Source organism: Acetobacter fallax, assembly GCF_011516735.1.
Classification (GTDB): Bacteria; Pseudomonadota; Alphaproteobacteria; order Acetobacterales; family Acetobacteraceae; genus Acetobacter; species Acetobacter fallax.
Map to the genome: position 1 here is coordinate 80960 of NZ_WOSX01000009.1, position 18137 is coordinate 99096.

At 53.8% G+C, this 18137-nt stretch carries 15 protein-coding genes; 2 read left to right on the forward strand and 13 right to left on the reverse strand.

Going from position 1 to position 18137, the window contains the following annotated elements; translation table 11 throughout:
- Positions 1 to 132: 132 nt before the first annotated feature.
- The 12 genes from GOB85_RS07025 to nth all read right to left on the reverse strand — a co-directional run bounded on the left by GOB85_RS07025 (position 133) and on the right by nth (position 14175).
- Positions 133 to 798 carry a polysaccharide biosynthesis/export family protein gene (locus tag GOB85_RS07025; RefSeq protein WP_338421666.1) on the reverse strand — a complete coding sequence of 222 codons (666 nt, stop codon included), beginning with the start codon at positions 796 to 798 and terminating at the stop codon, positions 133 to 135.
- 10 nt (positions 799 to 808) lie between these two features.
- Entirely contained in the window at positions 809 to 2056 is a 1248-nt protein-coding gene (locus tag GOB85_RS07030) for an outer membrane beta-barrel protein (RefSeq protein ID WP_173576845.1), read from the reverse strand.
- Between the two features lie 122 nt (positions 2057 to 2178).
- Positions 2179 to 3333 (reverse strand): glycosyltransferase, encoded by a 1155-nt coding sequence (locus GOB85_RS07035; protein ID WP_173576846.1) that lies wholly within the window; start codon positions 3331 to 3333, stop codon positions 2179 to 2181.
- A gap of 11 nt (positions 3334 to 3344) precedes the next feature.
- Positions 3345 to 5549, reverse strand: a complete 2205-nt coding sequence (locus tag GOB85_RS07040) for a GumC family protein (RefSeq protein WP_242011335.1) — start codon at positions 5547 to 5549, stop codon at positions 3345 to 3347.
- A gap of 54 nt (positions 5550 to 5603) precedes the next feature.
- Complete coding sequence (locus tag GOB85_RS07045) at positions 5604 to 6437, reverse strand: WecB/TagA/CpsF family glycosyltransferase (protein WP_173576847.1); 834 nt, start codon at positions 6435 to 6437, stop codon at positions 5604 to 5606.
- The gene (locus tag GOB85_RS07050) at positions 6427 to 7935 is read right to left on the reverse strand and encodes an exopolysaccharide biosynthesis polyprenyl glycosylphosphotransferase (RefSeq protein ID WP_242011336.1); all 1509 of its coding nucleotides are present in this window, start codon (positions 7933 to 7935) and stop codon (positions 6427 to 6429) included. Before GOB85_RS07050 ends, GOB85_RS07045 begins: the two co-directional genes overlap by 11 nt.
- A 543-nt stretch (positions 7936 to 8478) precedes the next feature.
- Positions 8479 to 10017 carry a hopanoid C-3 methylase HpnR gene (gene hpnR / locus GOB85_RS07055; RefSeq protein WP_173576849.1) on the reverse strand — a complete coding sequence of 513 codons (1539 nt, stop codon included), beginning with the start codon at positions 10015 to 10017 and terminating at the stop codon, positions 8479 to 8481.
- Positions 10018 to 10856: 839 nt separating this feature from the next.
- Positions 10857 to 11192, reverse strand: a complete 336-nt coding sequence (locus GOB85_RS07060) for a hypothetical protein (RefSeq protein ID WP_242011337.1) — start codon at positions 11190 to 11192, stop codon at positions 10857 to 10859.
- A 60-nt stretch (positions 11193 to 11252) separates the two neighbouring features.
- On the reverse strand, positions 11253 to 11444 hold the full coding sequence (locus tag GOB85_RS07065; RefSeq protein WP_173576850.1) for a Trm112 family protein: 192 nt from the start codon (positions 11442 to 11444) through the stop codon (positions 11253 to 11255).
- A gap of 56 nt (positions 11445 to 11500) precedes the next feature.
- Positions 11501 to 12214 carry an LON peptidase substrate-binding domain-containing protein gene (locus GOB85_RS07070; protein WP_173576851.1) on the reverse strand — a complete coding sequence of 238 codons (714 nt, stop codon included), beginning with the start codon at positions 12212 to 12214 and terminating at the stop codon, positions 11501 to 11503.
- A 6-nt stretch (positions 12215 to 12220) separates the two neighbouring features.
- Positions 12221 to 13192: a thioredoxin family protein gene (locus tag GOB85_RS07075; protein WP_173576852.1), complete on the reverse strand. Its 972-nt coding sequence runs from the start codon at positions 13190 to 13192 to the stop codon at positions 12221 to 12223.
- A 185-nt stretch (positions 13193 to 13377) separates the two neighbouring features.
- A complete protein-coding gene (gene nth, locus GOB85_RS07080; RefSeq protein ID WP_173576853.1) occupies positions 13378 to 14175 on the reverse strand; it encodes an endonuclease III in 798 nt (265 codons plus the stop codon).
- Positions 14176 to 15351: 1176 nt separating this feature from the next.
- On the opposite strand from nth, the gene rsgA reads away from it, so the two are divergent.
- Entirely contained in the window at positions 15352 to 16308 is a 957-nt protein-coding gene (gene rsgA / locus GOB85_RS07085) for a ribosome small subunit-dependent GTPase A (RefSeq protein WP_173576854.1), read from the forward strand.
- A gap of 242 nt (positions 16309 to 16550) precedes the next feature.
- On the opposite strand, the gene GOB85_RS07090 is transcribed toward rsgA, so the two are convergent.
- On the reverse strand, positions 16551 to 17225 hold the full coding sequence (locus tag GOB85_RS07090; RefSeq protein ID WP_242011338.1) for a TetR/AcrR family transcriptional regulator: 675 nt from the start codon (positions 17223 to 17225) through the stop codon (positions 16551 to 16553).
- 145 nt (positions 17226 to 17370) lie between these two features.
- Between GOB85_RS07090 and GOB85_RS07095 the strand changes: the two genes are divergently transcribed.
- Positions 17371 to 18117 carry a glucose 1-dehydrogenase gene (locus tag GOB85_RS07095; RefSeq protein ID WP_173576855.1) on the forward strand — a complete coding sequence of 249 codons (747 nt, stop codon included), beginning with the start codon at positions 17371 to 17373 and terminating at the stop codon, positions 18115 to 18117.
- Positions 18118 to 18137 lie beyond the last annotated feature (20 nt).

Genomic DNA, 18137 nt, shown 5'->3' on the forward strand with positions numbered 1-18137 from the left:
TTTTCGAACGTTCACATGGGGCACCTCAACGAATCAGGAGCAACACCCCATATGGAATCACAACAGAAGCAACAACTTCAATCCCCACCTGCTAACCAATTCAATTAACTCAAAATCCTTTCGAACAGACACTCAGAAATAACGTTCGTAAATTGTCACGACATCGCCAGGAGCCAGGAGTGTTTCTGGTATTATCCTGCCGTTTACCGGGTGATTACCGTTAATTCCTTCAGTTCGCACTGCACTCGCCGTATTTGTGATAGCTCGATATGTATATCCACCGGCAAGCGCGACTGCAGACTGCATTGTCATACCAGGGATATATTGATACTGTCCCGGCTTAGAAACTTCACCAAGAATAAATACAGGCCTGTACTTCATAACTTCGACTGACACACTCGGATCACGCAACAAACCACGTGAACTTAGAGTTTTTGTAAGTTCGTTAGCCAAGCTCTGCGGCGTCTCACCCGCAGCTTGAACTATTCCGATCAATGGGAAGGCAATAGTACCTGTATCAGCAACAAAAAACGTATTGCTGAGTTGTGGGTCATTATATGTGAGAACGCGAACCTGGTCTCCGGCCCCCAACCGATAAAAACCCGTTGCCTGAGGCAACGGAACAAGACCATGTGTTGGGGAGCAAGCGACAAGAGTCCAAAGAAAAAGACAGAACCCGCCTAGACGAGCAGACTTGGCAACCAGAAAATTCTCTTTTTGTACGAACGGGCGATTACCCTGCATCTCACAACCCTCTTTCTTTTCCTGATAGGCCGCCAAACATGCTTGAATTTTCACAATCAAATTATTAGCGTGCAAAGGAGATACCAAACATAATTGTATTAGATGTATACGTAGATTGAGCAATACTACTATACGAGATCGATGCAATACCATGCTTTGTGTAACTAGTGATATGACTATAACTCAAAGATGCCGTAAAATCGCGATTTATCTTCCAGTTCACGGAAGCATTAAAAATAAACTGCGTCTGATGCTGCGTCCTCATTTTTACCTCGTTACCAGACGGACGAGAATCCGTTGTGCCCATTTCAGCAGATCCCCGCAAAAAAACATCTCGACGCAATTCATGATCCTCCTGCAAGCGCACTGTTGACATGATTTGATTCCGAGAAAAAGGTGATGTCGGATCAAACAGACCACGTTGACCAGTTAAGGTAACCGTGTTCATCAGATCAGGCATCCAGATCACATCCGCTTCAGCGGTCGGCGTTGTGATCGCACTGGCATCACTCCTCGTAAATTGTCTGGTTTCCCCCCCGGCCAGCACTCGATACTGAAGAACCTGACTGGCTCGCATATCGAGCCCGATAAACCCACCTCCACTGATATAATCACTTGGCACGGTACCAGGATTAGATATGAACTGAGCCTCGCTTCCTCTCAGAATTGCCACCAGTGCATTACCTTTTGAAATCTCAAAACGCCCCTGCAACATTTGCGTCTCAAGCTGATGCCCAAGCGAGCGAACATCCTCTCTGGCGAAAGTTGACGTCCCCCCTGCCTGACCAAAAGAAAAATTATTGTAAGAAGCGCTGGGAATAACAGCAAAACGAGCCCAATTTTTTCTGTAACTAACCCGGGCATCATCTCCCGCATATGGAACCGGATATGAAATTCCAAAGTTACCAAGGTCAGTAGCATACAAATGCATAACATAATGAGAATACCCTATACTTGCCGTATCTTCTCCTATATTGAACGACCCACCAAAAGAAGCCGTCCAGTTCGTATAATTTGCGGCTGATAATGTTGGAAATTCATGATTTGCAACACTCATCGACATACCGACAGCATGACGATTCCAGTTTGAGTTAGCACTCAAAGAGGCTGATGTATCCAATTCAGCTCCTGATGTATTTTTTACACCAAGAATACTCGTATTATAACCAAAAAACTGTGACGCGGATGGTCTTATAATATAATCTCCAACATGGATACCTGAATCAATATTTTGCATATACTGACGCATAGTAACAGAAGCAGTAGAGTCTGATGAATAACCAGGAAGCTCGCTCGGAAAATATTCCGTCATCAACTGCGCGTACGCCTCACATGGAAACAGCCATCCAGACAGAATCAACATTAGAAAAAGAAATCTCAATATAGTGTTGCTGAAACTGTCATACAAGAAGGGCAAAACAAACCATCGCCACTTCATATTGGCTTGCAACTCACCGTATTTAACTCCGGAATAGCAGGCTCCCCAAGAATATCACGATAAACACTCACATAACGTTTTGCTACATCCCGCCAATCATATAGCTGAGCGCCATTAATCGCCCGGTCCCTAAGCTGCGTTAATTTTGCCATACCACTATTTTGGCATTTTTCAATTTTAACAGCCGTTGTTTCAAAAACAGTTGAATTATCCAGAATCCCGACTCCTGTGCGCGCAATCAGACGACGAAACGGAGCAATTTCACTTAATACTGGAATTAGACCAGCCGACAGCGCTTCTACAGCGGCCAGTCCGAAACCTTCGTGCTCAGAAAGACTCACAAACCACGTCGCGCTACCAAGCGCATTACGCAACTCTGAGTCAGATGGGTCAGGAAGAAATGTGACCGCGGCTAAAACGCCTGCATCGTCAGCCATTGCCCGGAGATCCTCCAGACTCTGTTCCGCAGGACGCCCGGCAACAATCAATCGCCATTCATTATGCTGTTTTTTCAGCGCTGCAAGCAGTGGAAACAGAAGATCCAGACGTTTATGTGGTGAAAATCGACCAAAACTAATTAATGTACGACACGGCACCTGAGAAGCAGCGTTTAAAAATTTTTCCTGATTAATGCCGTTCTCAATCGTGATGAGACGTGCTCCGGAAACAGGACTAAAAAGCTCAGCATCATTCTCGCTGCATGCAACAATCTTTGAATATTTACTGACACTGGCCCGAGTGATACTCGAAAACCATAATTTTTTCAGACGTGAATAGGCACCACTATGGAAAAAACCGCCATGAGTTGAAGCAATCAGAGGACGTTGATGCAGCCTCTTTGTAAGAGCAAAATAATCAAAGAAGAAATCAATCGCATGAACATGAATGATATCTGCGTCCCGAAGATGCCACAGCACGGAAGGCGCAACCGGATACCGCTTCGAGCCGCACCATGGAATCCGTGTGACGGGTACACCGGATACAGAATCCCGAGGAGGCAAAGAGCCATTACGGTTAAAAACACTGTTTAAAGTAATGATTCGCGCATCCACCCCGGGCATATTACGTTGTTGCACTGAGAGATTCAGAACAGCATCCTCAAGTCCACCGACCGACGGACTAAACTGCCTGACAACATGAATAACTTTCACTGGGCAGCCTCTCAGTTCTGATAACCGTGAGTAATGAGCTTAATCTCACTTCGTGTAACCTGGGTACCACAAAGCAGATTTGCTGATCTTTCATCAGCTCCTGTTAACACCGTACCTGTCATCCTCGCCCCGTAGACACGCAGACGGTCAAGGCATGCCGCGGCTACGCCCCGTGACGTATGAGCCCAGCGGCATACAAAAATTGTCTGATCGGCAACAGACGCCATGATGAGACCATCAAGCGCTACTGCCAGGGGCGGAAGATTAATAATAATCATTTTATAATTACAGGATAAATCCCTCAAAATATCGCGGATACGAGCAACCTCTGCCGGATCAAATGAACTTAACCGTGGATTGCCTGGGGGAATTACATCGATACCAGTAACATCATCTTTAAAAATAACATCTGTTGCTGTAGCCCTACCGGCGAAAAAGTCAGAGAACCCTTTTTTCATCTGCAAATTTAACTCGCCAGAGTTCGTCAGACGACGATAGTCGAGGTCGATAAGCAAAACTGATTGCCCTGCCCCATTAAGGGCGCTCGCCAGCCATGTCGCCACTGTCGTTTTACCGTCGCCAGGTGTCGCCGATGCAATAGCCACAACTTGTGCACCAATTGGCTGACCGCCACCAGCAAGGGAAAGTTGCGCTGAAAGACCACGCATTGCCTCCGCCGCCTGAGAGAAGGGATGGTCCAACACAAACCGGGCAAGACTCTTCTTTCGCATTCCTTTTATGCGCGGCAATATCGTCAGAAGCGGCAGCCCTCCGAAGTTACGCAACTCATCGATATCGATAAAACTTGGAGAGAGCCATGCCCGAAGAACAACTGCACTTGTTGCTGCGACCAGCGCTAACACAATCACTCCCATCAGTAATTTATTACGATTAGGGAATGTCGGTGAGGCTGGCGTTGCTGCGTGGGACACAAATGTAACAGGCGGTTGCAGCAGAGCCACTCGATCAGTTAGTTCTTTAGCGCGGTCAAGAAAAGCTTCGTAAACGCCTCTTGCGCTTGTGGACTCCTGCTGCAGTGTTTTGTATTCCGCCTGTGCACCAGTTTGACCAGCAGATTGCTTTTGTAATTTCTCCATTAAATGAGTCAGTTCGGCAACATCTGCTTTTGCAGCGATAAGTTCAGAATTAATCGAAGTCAGAGCCTGACGTGTTTCGGCATGAAGTTGCGCGTTCGCACCGGCTATCTGCTTGTCCAGAGCCAGAACATCAGGATGATTAGGACCAAATGAGCCGGCTTTTTGTGCACGGACACCCTCGGCCTGCATAAGAGCATTTGCTGAAGCAACGAGAAGAGGTTGTTCAGCTAACGATATCATCGCTCTCGGATCACCACCACTGATTGCGGCATTAAGCGCCATCACCCGCGCCTGTGCAGCAGCATATCGATTTTGCGCCTGACTGAGACTTGAAGCCATATCCGAAATCTGTCTGTCGACAAGCGGTGAATCCTCACCTGTATTCACCAGGCCATGCTGAACGTTATACGTGCTGGCCACCCGTTCGGCCTCAAGCCATCGCTGCCGTAACGCGGCCGTGCGGCCATCAATCCAGTCGGCTTCACGCTTGAGATCACCCTGACGCTGCGTCAGGGCCAGTTGTTGATAACTGGTTACAAACGCATTGGTCAGCGCAGCAGCTCGCTCACCAGTATCAGCCTTTACACTCACATTAATTACACGCGAATTCGCTTGTGGCTCAACTGTCACGGTTGAAAGGAGACCGTCTATGGAGCGGTCCAGAGCATTTGCGCTATTGCTTGCGGATGGCGAAGACGTGTTGCAAACAAAATGCACACTATGTTCACAAAGAAAATGACGCCAGGTATGGCGCACAGGCGCGGGCGGCTCCGGAAATTGCCTAAGAACCATAGCTGCGACATCCCGCGACTTAATAAGAGCGCCCTGCGTCGCAAGCTCATCATCTTCAAGCGATGCTTTCTCGCTGTTAGATGACTGGAGAAGTGGATCTGCTACAGGCGTTGTCACGACTATGGTGGCCATTGCCATATATGACCTTCGCAGCGAAAAGACTGCGGCACTTCCCAGCAACAGGATCACCGACATCACGATCACAAAGAGCGCACGATAACGCCAGCCTACGTTAATATAACGAGAAACAATGGCGTAGGCTCCACCATCAGGCAGTGCGGGTACTCCCGACTGATCAAAAGACCGATCCATAACGCGCTCAAACATATCGACTCAGACCTTTCGGAGGACCGAATTTGGGCGCGGCTTTAACCGGCCATGTCAACGACAGCCACCCGATTTTCTTAATGTGGTAATTATCTTGGAGCGTAAAACATAAAAGCCGAAAACAGGAAGACCGATAATGTACCTGCGCCAGAGTCTTCGAGGCTCCCGACTCAATCTGACAAGCCATTCCAATCCGAGATTAGCTACCCAGCGGGGTGGACGCCTCACACGACCAGCAGCGTGATCGACAAGCGCACCCGCTGTGATCGCGACAACGGGCGGAAGCTTTTCCCAGTTATCCCAAAGCCACCGCTCCTGACGGGGCATCCCCATATTCAGCAGCAAAACTGACGGGCAAGTTTGTTTTATCTCTGCGAGAATCGCCTGAGAATCAACTGATTCCGGATCGGCATCAAAAAAACCATTATGCCATCCCGCAATTCTGCAACCATATCTGCCCGCGAAAGCCTTTGCCGCTTCGGCCACAACGACTTCGTCTCCACCAAGCCAGTACACTGAAGCCTCTGACCCCAATTCCTGCAATACATTACCAACCCACTCAGGCGGAGTCGTGCGATGCAGGCGCCTCCCGGTCAGAAATAATGAAGCAAGCTGAACACCTGCCCCATCACAAAACGCCACTTCCGCCTTTTGGAAAAGCTCGCGCAACCACGGAAGACGCTGAGCAATTGTCAGACAATGCGCGTTCGCATTGATGACACGCAACTTCTGGCCTTCCCGTATTGCCGATATCAATCCAAATTCAAGATCTTCTCTGGAAATATCAAAAAGCCTCACTCCCATCACAGAGACAACGGAGAACTCACGTCCGGCGAAATACGCCTTATGTAACTCAGATTTTTTATTTTTTACGTGGTCAGAAGGCATGACGACTAAACACCTCTCTGACGATAGTCAAAAACATGATTTTAAAATCAAAGAAAATCGACCAGCGCCGAATATACTCAAGATCATAATTGACACGCCTTCTCAAATCTTCGACAGTTACAAGCTCTCCTCGGGCACCATTTACCTGAGCCCATCCGGTAATCCCAGGCTTCACATGATAACGCAAGACATATTCAGCCAAAGCATCATCCAGCAACTTTCCACCTGCCCGGGTATGCGGCGCATGAGGCCTTGGCCCCACGAGAGACATATTACCCTGAATCACATTAAAAAGCTGGGGAATTTCATCAATACTCAGCTTTCGCAACCATCGCCCAACTCGCGTCACTCTGGGATCGCCACGACTAGTCTGACGATCGGCCATAGAGTCAGACATGTGAGCGTGCATCGAACGAAATTTATACACGAGGAATTCGCGGCCATTTTTACCCAGTCGAGGTTGCCTGAAGAAAACAGGACCGGATGAATCCAACTTAATTGCAAGGCCGACCAAAATAAAAGCCGGAGCAAGAAAAACAACTCCTATCAAGGCTAGTATAAAATCAATTATCGATTTTTCCAGCGCCTGAATCTCAGAAAGCGGACGCCTCTGGAGGACAAAAAGAGTTGATGGCCCAAAATACTCAACTGGAAGAGCACTATCAATACCATGAACCAAAGATGGTATAATATAGATGTCAGAAAGAACCTGACGAAGTCGTAAAGTGACATCCTTCAGGAATATTTCGTCTATTTCAATATTTGAGAACGCCAGAATAATAGCATGAAGAGGATCATGACGACTTCTCTTTACCAAGGCATTTAAGTCGTTATCTGAATGATTATCAATACTCTGAACAGATGGCACATCAAACATACCGAATAGTCCGTAGGTGTGACCTGCATCATGCGAAATACGTTCGGCCAGTTCAGTAGCAGCCTCGCCAGACCCTATAATTGCAATTTTCCTCTGCAATCGCACAACAACAGATGGCAGAAACAGAACAAACGTAACAACACACCGCTCAAAAAAAAGACTGACCACCACGAAGAAGAACCAAATCATCGACAATTTGAAAGATTCGCCAAGCGATCTAAAAAATATTTCCAGCAACAAAATTTTCACAGAAACGGAAAAACATAAAGCGACGCCTAAATAACGAACCTGTCCTTTAAATCGTCGAATTTTTGGAAAAGAAAGAAGATTCCTTTTTTTTGGAAAAAGCCAGAATATTAATACCGCCGCAATATCACTGACAGTAACTGCCGGAGCCGATGACATCGATACCTGCGGTAACTCAAGCATATTCGCAGTGACTGCTCCCAAAATCAGACTGAGTCTGTCTAACCAGGTTACAACTGCCGCCAGCATCGAATGAAAATAGGGATAAGGCTCACGCAACAACTGTCGCCCGACCTGCGGCCGGCTGGTTGTTTTGGCGCTCTCCCCGGCGGAAAGGACCGAATTTCTGTCCACGAGCACCACACGGTCAGTCATGACCACGCATTCTCCAATTTCATATTTCCTCACCCAGCGAAGCTATTAAGGCAGTCCCACTCTGACTGTGCAAAAAATTTGAAAGGTATGCGTCAGGAAAATCGACTTATCTGCCACAAACCTGTCATCTCTCCAAAACTGAAAGCGTCACCACCAGCGTCTTGCAATTCGACGACAAGAATCTGACATACAACCCGTGCGTCACGAAAGAGCCACCGAGGCGCTACTTCGTCAACCTCGCTACAATCAAAAATGTAAGAAACTTCAATTCTATTTCTATATGTTAACAATGTTTCTATAGATAAATTTTAATTGTGTGTCCGATCAGGTTCCCGGATCAAGCCGTTAAAACTGTAAAATTTTGGAATAGGCAATTGCACAGCCGCTGATGAACTCAGTGGGATTGGTGACCATCTCAGTATCACAGACGGCCAGAGCGGAGGCCATGGCCGATCGCGATATACAGATAACGCTCCATGGAAGCACCGAATATCAATTCGGTCAGGGAAATCTTCCCACTAACGTAACAAATACTGACAAAAATCAGACATCGGCGCTCATTCGGGTTTCATCCACAAATTGCTCAGTTGCATCATCAATCGAGCGCGATTTGCGACCTTTCGGGTTGTGCACATAAAGCGTTTTTGCGTCAATTTTTTCCACAACATCAGGCTGAAGAGGCATCTCGTAACGTGGACGACGCATATGGTCGGCAAGCTGCAACTTAGGATTGAATACAGAGTTGAATTTCCAGAGCATTTTCACGAAATTTGTCTGACCCTGCGCGAGAAGGCGAGCGGCAATACCGGCAGTATCCCGCAGAGCTGCCCAGCCCATGTGTTTCGTGTTCAGGACCTGCTGGGTTTTCACCAGCTCCTCATAAAATTCGGGGAGGGACAGCGTGGTCGGCAAAACAGCGTGCTGGATATCAAAAAGCCTGTAATCCCGCGTTGTCAGACGGCGTGCTTCTTTGTGCCAGATTTCTGTGCCGGGATAAGGTGTCGTGACGGAGATGTTCACAATGTCCGGAATTTCCAGGCACCATTGCCGTACAGCCTCAAATCTCTCCTTCGTCCAGGAGGGGTCGGCGATCAGATTGATAGCCACGATAAGGCCAAGTGAACGAGCGTATTCGAGCGCTTCGAAATTTCGATCAAGCGAAACACGTTTACGAAAGCGCTTCAGGCCTTCTTCATCGACAGCTTCCAGACCGATGAAGATGTAGCTCAGGCCGATCTCACTCCACTCTTTGAAGACTTCCTTGTTACGAAGAAGAACATCTGCCCGCGTTTCAAGGTAATATTCTTTCCTGATTCCTCGCCGGCGGATTTCCCTGGCGATGGCCATTCCATGCTCGGCGTGAACAAAGGCTACGTCATCGACGATGAATACGCCGGGCTCTTTCAGGCTCTCAAGCTCGTCAGCAATGACCAGCGGGCTCGCCGTGCGATATGAACGGCCGTAAAAGGTCCACGCACTGCAAAAAGTGCAGTCCCACGGGCAGCCACGGGCGAATTCTATTGATGCGGCAGGATCAAGCGTGCCGATAAAATACTTGTTGCGGTGACGCAGAAGATCACGAGCCGGCCGGACATCATCAAGACTTTTGACAAAGGCTGGCGGTGGCCCCTCAAAATTTTTGCCTACAATCCCGGGGACAGTCGAAATATCGCCTTTCTCCCATCCTGCAAGCAGTGGCCCGATTCCTGGCTCGCCTTCACCACGCAGAATGCAGTCAATCGCGCCGCCGCCAAGCTCCAGGATATCCTGAGCGATAAACGAAACAGAGTGGCCGCCTACAAAAATCAGCGCACCAGGGAGTTTTTCACGTGTCTCTTTGCAAAGATCCACGATCTCCGGAACATTTGCGAGATAATTTCCAGAAAAACAGATTGCGTCCGGTTTAAACTCATTCACCAGCCGCCAGTAGTCACGATGCGTTTCAGCCTGCAGATCAATCAGCCGGACATCGTGCCCTGCATTTCTTGCCGCGCCGGCCACGAGTTCAAGGCCGAGGGGTTCCAGCCTGAGAAACACTCTTGTGTACATGAGTGCGCTTGGATGGACAGCAAGAAGTTTCATAACCACCTCCGTCAGTGGAACACAGGTAAAAAAGTAAGCAGGTCTGATACGGAACCTTCATATATCATCGTCATATGAAGAATGGGCGTTATTCACAGCGAATTTTCGTGGCCGGCACGTCTGCGATTACTGCATGACAGCCGTAACCACTGACTGTTTTCATGTCATACCAACCCGTATTGAGACTGACATCAGGAAAAGAGCCCCAGGGCACGCCCGGCACCCCGCCAGAGGTCGCGGGGAATTCGGTTTGTCACTCAACAGATCGGGGCGAAGGGAGTTGCACTCCCTTCCTGGTTTAGCCAGAACCTGGGGTGCAGAGCCCGGGCTCCGCCCGAACCCGGAAGGGACCGCAGGCCCCTTCACCCCGATCTGTTGACTCAACAAAGCGGATTCCAAAGGTCTGCGACCTTTGGCAGTTACGGGGACGGAGTCCCGGGACTCTCTTTCCGTGGGTCAGCCCCAACGCTGGTCGGTATGAGAGGTGTGGGCTGGCAGGGCGCTGCCCTGGAACCCGGCAAAGGCTCTGTTGTCGTTACGTGCCGGCTTCTTCCCAGGGCTTTGCCCTGGAACTGACCAAAGGTCACAGACCTTTGGAAACATGCTTATTTATCAACAGATTGGGGTGAAGGGGTCCGCGACCCCTACCGGGTTCGGGCAGAGCCCGGATTTTGCTAACCCTTTGAAAAATCACAGATCAACACGTAACGACAACAGAGCCTTTGCAAACCGTTTTATGATCAGCAAACCGGGGTGCGGGGCCTGTGGTCCATGCCGGGTCCGGGTAGAGTCCGGATGCTCCGGCCAGGGGGCAATTTTCACAGGCGCTGGTATGCGTATCAGTTCCCGGATTTTGGATTTGTGGTCCCTGCCGGGCGCCCATATGTCACTTCCGTATCGGGCGTGACGTTGGATGTGCCTGGTTTTGGCAGTGACGTTCCTGCGTACGGCGCCGGTTCGTAGCCGCCGCGGCCACCCTTTGGAGCGGACGCATCGCTGTAATCAGCATTGCGTTCCCGGCGCTGTTCAGCTTCCGCGGCTTCCGGGAAGTCTCGTCCGGGACGTTCTGACGGAACGTCGATATTATCCCCGGCCCGTGGATCCTGGCCTGACATGCGGCAGGACAGGAGAAACACGCAGGCCGGCATCAGCAGCAGAAGCCGCCGTTTTGTCATAGCAACTCCGGCGAGGACGCGGCGGGAGTTGTCGGGATGCGCATGAGTCGGTCCGTCCGGTCAGCTGATCTGGCGTGCTTCCTCGGGCAGCATCACGGGAATTCCGTCACGGACCGGGAAAGCAAGGCCAGCCTGTTTGCTGATCAGTTCGCTGGCCTCCCGATCATAGATCAGCGGCCCTTTCGTGACGGGGCAGACGAGGACGGACAGCAGACGCGGGTCAAGAGGGACGGAAGCGTGAGGCGATGACATGAGGCAAATCTCCGGGAGGCTTATCGGTCTCAGATTATAAATCAGTTTCGCTGTCTCTATGACGGACGGGGCTCGCCCGGGGAAGGTCCGGACAGATCAAGCAGCGACTGTAGCACGCGCGCCCTGTCTGTCAGAGAGGCGGCTTCGAGAAGAGCCTGTTTTTCCGATGACGGGAACGGACAGATCATGGGGAGAGCGATGAGGAGGGCGTCATCGCCCATCTGGTCGATCACTTCCCAGCGGACGCCAAGACCACGCACGTTGAAATAGCTTTTAAGAGAGGCCAGAAGCTGCGCCCGGTCGAACGGAGCGGATGGGATTTCGCTCAGGTCACCGGCATAACCGGACACGTCGATGCGGGCCGTGCGATAGCCACGGCGACCACTGCTTTCCCGGAGATAACGAAAGCGGGTGATGCCTGTGAGCGTGACGGCGAACGTGCCATCCAGGCGTTCTGAGAAAGACGTAATTCTTCCGATGCATCCGACGTCGAAGAGAGGAGGCAACTCTTCGGCCTCGTCCGCTTCGTCGTCGAGTTCGTTGAAAGGCTGGATAATCCCGATCAGACGACGGTCTGCCAGCGCATCTTCAATGAGCGCGATGTAGCGCGGCTCGAAGACGTTGAGCGGCAGCTTCCCCCCTGGCAGCAGCAACGAGCCGAACAGGGGAAACAGCCCGATTTCCACTGGCAGGTCAGCCAGCGTGATGTCCGTCAGGCGCGGAACGATCCTTGGGATATCATCGTCGAAAAGGGACGCTTCCAGCCTCATGCTTCCTCAGGAAAAAAGCAGCGACGACAGACGGCGACGGGCGCTCAGGGTCGCCGGGTCATCGTGGCCCCAGGATTCAAAGAATTTGAAAAGGAGCTGCCTTGCGGCGCCTTCATTCCACTCACGGTCGGCGCGAAGGATGGCCAGCAACTGGGCGGCGGCTTCTTCGCGGTGCCCTGCAACGTTCAGGGCATTCGCCAGGTTCATGCGGGCTTCGAAGTCTTCCGGATTACCTTCGATGCGGCGGCGAAGTTCATCGGCCTCGCCTGCGACCTGCCGCCCTTCCTTCTTCAGTTCGAGAGCGGCGCGGGCACCTTCGATGTCCGGGTGGCTGGTGATTGCCGGGGGAACATCCTGGAGGGCGGCGGTTGCCGCGTCTTCATCATCGAGCGCCAGCATTGCCCGGATGAGGCCACCCCAGGCGGCGGGGTTTTCAGGCTCATCCCCGAGAACGGCTGAGAAGAGTTCGGCCGCGTGTTCGGGCTTGTTTGTCTCCATTGCCGTGCGGGCTTGGGCGAGGAGATCGGCGGCGGGGAGCGTGCCTCCGCCAGCGCCCTGCAGCACGGTTTCAACGAATTTTCTGACCTGGCTCTCTGGCAGGGCGCCCTGAAAGATGTCGAGGATCTGGCCTTTCCAGAACGCGGCGACCATCGGGATTGACTGCAACGGCAGGCCGAGGCGGGTGAGCTGTTCGGCGAGCTGACGGTTGGCTTCGATATCGACTTTGACGAGCCTGACCCGGCCTTTGGCGGCGCGGACGACTTTTTCGATCACCGGTGTCAGCTGCTTGCAGGGACCGCACCAGTCGGCCCAGAAATCGACGAGGACCGGAACGGTGTTACTGGCCTCGATCACCGACTGCATGAACGTCGCTTCGGTGCCGTCTGTGATGATATCGGCTCCGCCCTGCCCTGCCGGAGCGGTTGTCGGCGTGCCCGGTTTCGGCGCGGGTGGGTTCTGGCCGATTATGTAATCCATCGTCTGCAAATCCTGCTTCGCTGCGGCCCTTCCCTGCGCCGGGCCATGCCGCACGGTTCTGGCCGCTTGGCTCTGGTCTAGCGCAGGGAGGTCCAAACACAAACCCATTCACCCGCACGCCCGGACAGAATCCGGGCGGCGGGTTTGTTCCACCGAGATTGGGGCGCTGGCTGTGATTCGCAATGTCAGGATTTTGCGCGGCGGGGCGGAATCAGTTCTTTTTCAGGATAAAGGCAGTTGCGGGTGGCGGCACAGCGCCAGCATTCGGGGCGACGGGCCTTGCAGACATAGCGGCCCTGCAGAATGAGCCAGTGATGCGATTCCCGCAGCAGATCGGCGGGGATACGGGCTTCGAGGCCACGTTCGACATCAAGCACGGTTTTTCCGCGGGCAAGGCCGGTGCGGTTAGCGAGGCGGAAGGCGTGGGTATCGACCGGGACGGCGGCCTGACCGAAGGCGACGTTGAGGACGACGGCGGCGGTTTTGCGCCCTACTCCGGGGAGGGATTCGAGGGCGTCGCGGTCGGCGGGGACTTCGCTGCCGAAGCGATCGACCAGGGCCTGGGAGAGGGCGACGACGTTCTTTGCCTTATTGCGCCAGAGCCCGATGGTGCGGATGTAATTTCCGACGTCATCGACGCTCAGTTTCGCCATTTCCGCCGGGCCGGGGGCGACGGCGAAGAGGGCGGGCGTGACGCGGTTGACGGAGGCGTCGGTGGCCTGAGCGGCGAGTGCTGTGGCGATGAGAAGCTGGAACGGGGTTTCGAATTTCAGCTCGGTTCTGGCGTCGGGCCAGGTCCGGGCGAGGTCGGCGAGAAAGCCCGCGATTTCCGGCTTTGTCATATTGCGCGGGGCATTGGCGGTGCCATTCGGGGCATGGGTAGCGGCTTTGGGTTTCCGCTTTTGGGGGGGCTTCGTGGCCGTTGTTTTCCGGCGCGGGGACGGAGCGGCTTTCGGGACCAGAGGGGGATTGGTGTCGGGCATAAGGCGGGCAGTTTCTCATTGTGAGCCGGTGGCCGTCAAAGGGGTGTTTCGGCGCTGGTCGGGTGCTCTGCTTTTCCGGTTGTTTTTACTTTATGAAAACAACTTCAGATTGTGGTGCCGGGTGAATTATTTTGAGAGCAGCGCTGATCCGGAGTTGGGTTGTTCTGGGGACGGGATGACGGGCGGAGCGGATTCCAGAATGTTCCGGACATTTTTATTTCGGATTCGACTCGGGCTGGAGAGTTCGGGCGCGTTCGCCGTGAAGGCGGTATTTTTCCGGGGCAGGAAGGGTTTGGGACGGCGGGAGTCGCCATGCCTGTGCGGCAGAGCGGGACACGGGCGATCGTTATTTCTGTCGGGAGAATCGGCTTGTTTTAATATTGAGACGAATCTCACATGATTGATGGCATAACAGAATGACGGGTTGCCAGAACTCTTTGAAGACTTCCTTTTGCAGAAGCGGCGACGGCTGTGACGGGAAAAAGGACTGTCGACTTCGAAGGTTCCCTGGCGAAAGGCCGGCGTTTCCTTATCTGGCGTACCGAACCACATCCTCAGATTCGCGATTATCCCGGGGTGGTCCTGTGCATCGGTGATGAGTCGACAGGGAGGTCGCGGGCGCAATGCTGCCAGAGAGACATTCAGAGCGATACAGTCCGGGCTTTCGGTTCAGTGAAAAGCACATATTGGAGATCAACACGTCTTTTGCAGTGCTTTTGTCCGCAATGAACTGTCGGTCCGACGCTGACCCGTTCATTCATGTCGCAATGACCGTGCGGGAGTTTCCGACGGCAATTCTGCCTCTTATGGAGAGTGAACCGGATCCCTCGTTCGTGTGAGAGCTCTGGTGAACGTTTCCGGCGACTCTCCGGGACACGGGGAGACATCTGCGATGGAGTATGGCGCTTCATTTATTTGCTGGACATTCCATTTCCATGCTTTTGAAACCAGCACCTGTTTTTATTGACACGACCTCAGTCATACAGGCAGGACGTGCCTGCGGCCGGGTTTGGAATACTATCGGCGACTTCCTGTTTCGCCATGAAAGACTGATATCTGACTTTACTGACATCTTATGGCTGGAACGACGCGACCGCGTGTGCTTTCCGACAGTTTTCCGGGAATGATCTGCTTCCTGGTCGTGTTATTTCCCAGCAGCGTGGCCTTCTTGCTGTCATGACAGAGGAAGGGCTTCTGCTGTCGGACAGCGCCGGACGGCTCCGCCACACGTCCGATCCACTGGAACGGCCTGCGATCGGGGACTGGGTGGCGTGCCTGCCACGCCTGGGTGAACAACGCGCTACGATTCATGCTGTACTGCCCCGCACGACCTGTTTTGTCCGCAAGGAGGTTGGCAAACGTACGCAGTCGCAGGTCATTGCCGCCAATATTGATGTGGCGTTTCTCGTCATGACGATGGGGACGGATTTCAATCTGTCCCGTCTGGAACGCTATCTGGCACTGACGAAAGAAAGCCGGGCCATGCCGGTCATTATTCTGACCAAGGCTGACCTGTGCGACGATATTGAGCCGATCGTCAGGGCGGCGAGGGCCTGTGCTCCGGAAACGGCCCTTCAGGTCGTGTCTTCTCCTGAAGGGAGAGGTCTTCAGGAAACAGCCTCATACCTGAGCGGGCGGCGGACCGGTGTCATGGTCGGCAGTTCAGGGGCCGGAAAATCGACACTGCTGAACGCTTTGCTGGAAACGGACCATGCGGCGACCGGAGTGGTCTCGGCTCACGAATCACGGGGGCGGCATACGACAACCCATCGGGAACTGGTCTGCCTTCCCTCGGGGGGGCTGCTGATTGACACGCCGGGCATGCGGGAACTTGGAATGGTCAATGCCAGCGAGGGCCTTGCGGCGGCTTTTGGAAATTTTGCTTCGGAAATCGGGGAGCTTGCTCAGCAGTGCCGTTTCCGGAACTGTCAGCACGAGGCCGAACCGGGCTGTGCGGTCCGGGCCGCCTGTGAAGAGGGGCGGATTGATGAACGGCGCTGGGATAACTGGAACAAACTGACGCGGGAAGTCGCCCATCAGCAGCAGAAGGGAGATCCGGCAGGACAAAGGGCGGCACGACGGGAGCAGCTTCGGCTCAACCGGCAATCACGGAAATCACAGCAGAACGACTGATCTGGCGGACAGGCTGTTCCGGCAGGTCGGGCTCCGGGGTCTGAGCGGTGGGAATTTAAGTTCCCATACCCGGGCAGGCTATTTCACTCAGGCGCCATGGTTTCCCTGCCGATTTGTCTGAGGCAGGCGTCAGCCTGAGGCGACCCTTCCCCCTGTTCTTCCCAGGAATTTTTCTCTGCCGCTTTCCTTGCCGCGCGGTCGGCAGGGAATGTCCTCCCGGAGGAAGGGGGCGGCCATGGCGTTCAGGGACTTTGTGCATAGCTGTGGGGGAGAGTTTCCGGGGGATGGAGTTCCTGCGTTACAGGCCATGCCTGCATCGCGATCCGCGCGATTTCCAGCAATCTGGCCCGTGACGCTCCGTCCCGGGCCTGGACGGCCATGCCGCGCAGCAGGGAACCATAGAAAGCCGCCAGCGCCTCGATATCCGTATCGGCGGGCAGGTCGCCGGCTGCGATGCCCCGGCGCAGGCGGTCTGTCATTTCGGCTTCGGACCGGGTGCGCTGGCTGGCCAGAAGGTCGCGCAGGCGTGTCTGGGCCGGGGCGCACTGGGTAGCGGCGACGGCGATCATGCAGCCGGAGGGCAGATCGTCACGCGTGAACTCGGCGGCGGCAGCGGTCATCAGATGCAGGAAGGCGGTTCGCGTGTCGGTGTCTTCCTGCAGGGCGGCGAAAAACCATGCGCCGGCGACTTTGAGGTAGGCGTCGATCGCCTCCTGATACAGGGCTTCCTTGCTGCCGAACGCATTGTAGAAGCTTGATGCACTGATCCCCATGGCGGCGATCAGGTCGTCGAAGCTTGTTCCGTCATAACCCCGGTCCCAGAACAGGCGCATGGCCGCGCACAGGGTCTGTTCCCTGTCAAAGGATTGCGGTCGCCCGCGGCCACGCCGCCCGCTCCCGATTTTTTTTGGTGTCATCACTCCACAAATCCTTGAACGCAGGGATACGCGCCTCATATGCACATATGTTGGAGTGGTCGCTCCACATTTAATCCATCGGTTTCCGCAAACCGGGCATGAGGCGCATGCACGCTTCCCGGCCCATACAGACAGGCGCAGAACAATGAGCAAGCTTTCCGGAAAAGTCGCAATCGTTACGGGCGCATCCAAGGGGATCGGCGCCGGTATTGCCAGAGCGCTGGCGGCGGACGGCGCTGCGGTCGTGGTCAATTACGCTTCCAGCAAATCGGGGGCCGATGCGGTGGTCGCGGCGATCACGGATGCTGGCGGCAAGGCCGTGGCGGTTCAGGGCGACGTCTCGCGCAGGGCTGACGCTCAGGCGATCGTCGATGCCGCCATCACTGCATTCGGCCGGCTGGATATTCTGGTCAATAATTCCGGCGTCTATGAATTCGCGTCGATTGAAGAGATCACCGAGGAGCATTTCCACCGGCTCTTCAACGTCAACGTGCTGGGCACGCTGCTGACGACCCAGGCTGCGGTCACCCATCTGGGGGCGGGTGGCAGCGTTATCAATATCAGTTCCGTTGTATCGCGCATCACGCCGCCTGATTCCGCGGTCTATACGGGGACGAAGGGCGCGATCGACGCCATCACCGGGTCGCTGGCGCGTGAACTCGGGCCGAAGCAGATCCGGGTCAATGCCATCAATCCCGGCCTGATTGAAACCGAAGGCACCCGGAGCGCGAATGTCGTCGGCTCGGAGATGGAGCAGGCAATTATTGCGCAGACGCCGCTGGGGCGCGCGGGACAGGTGCAGGACATCGCACCGCTGGCGGTTTTCCTGGCATCCGATGACTCCCGCTGGCTGACCGGCGAGACACTGATCGCATCAGGCGGTCTGCGCTGAACTTCGGAATGTGGCCCGGC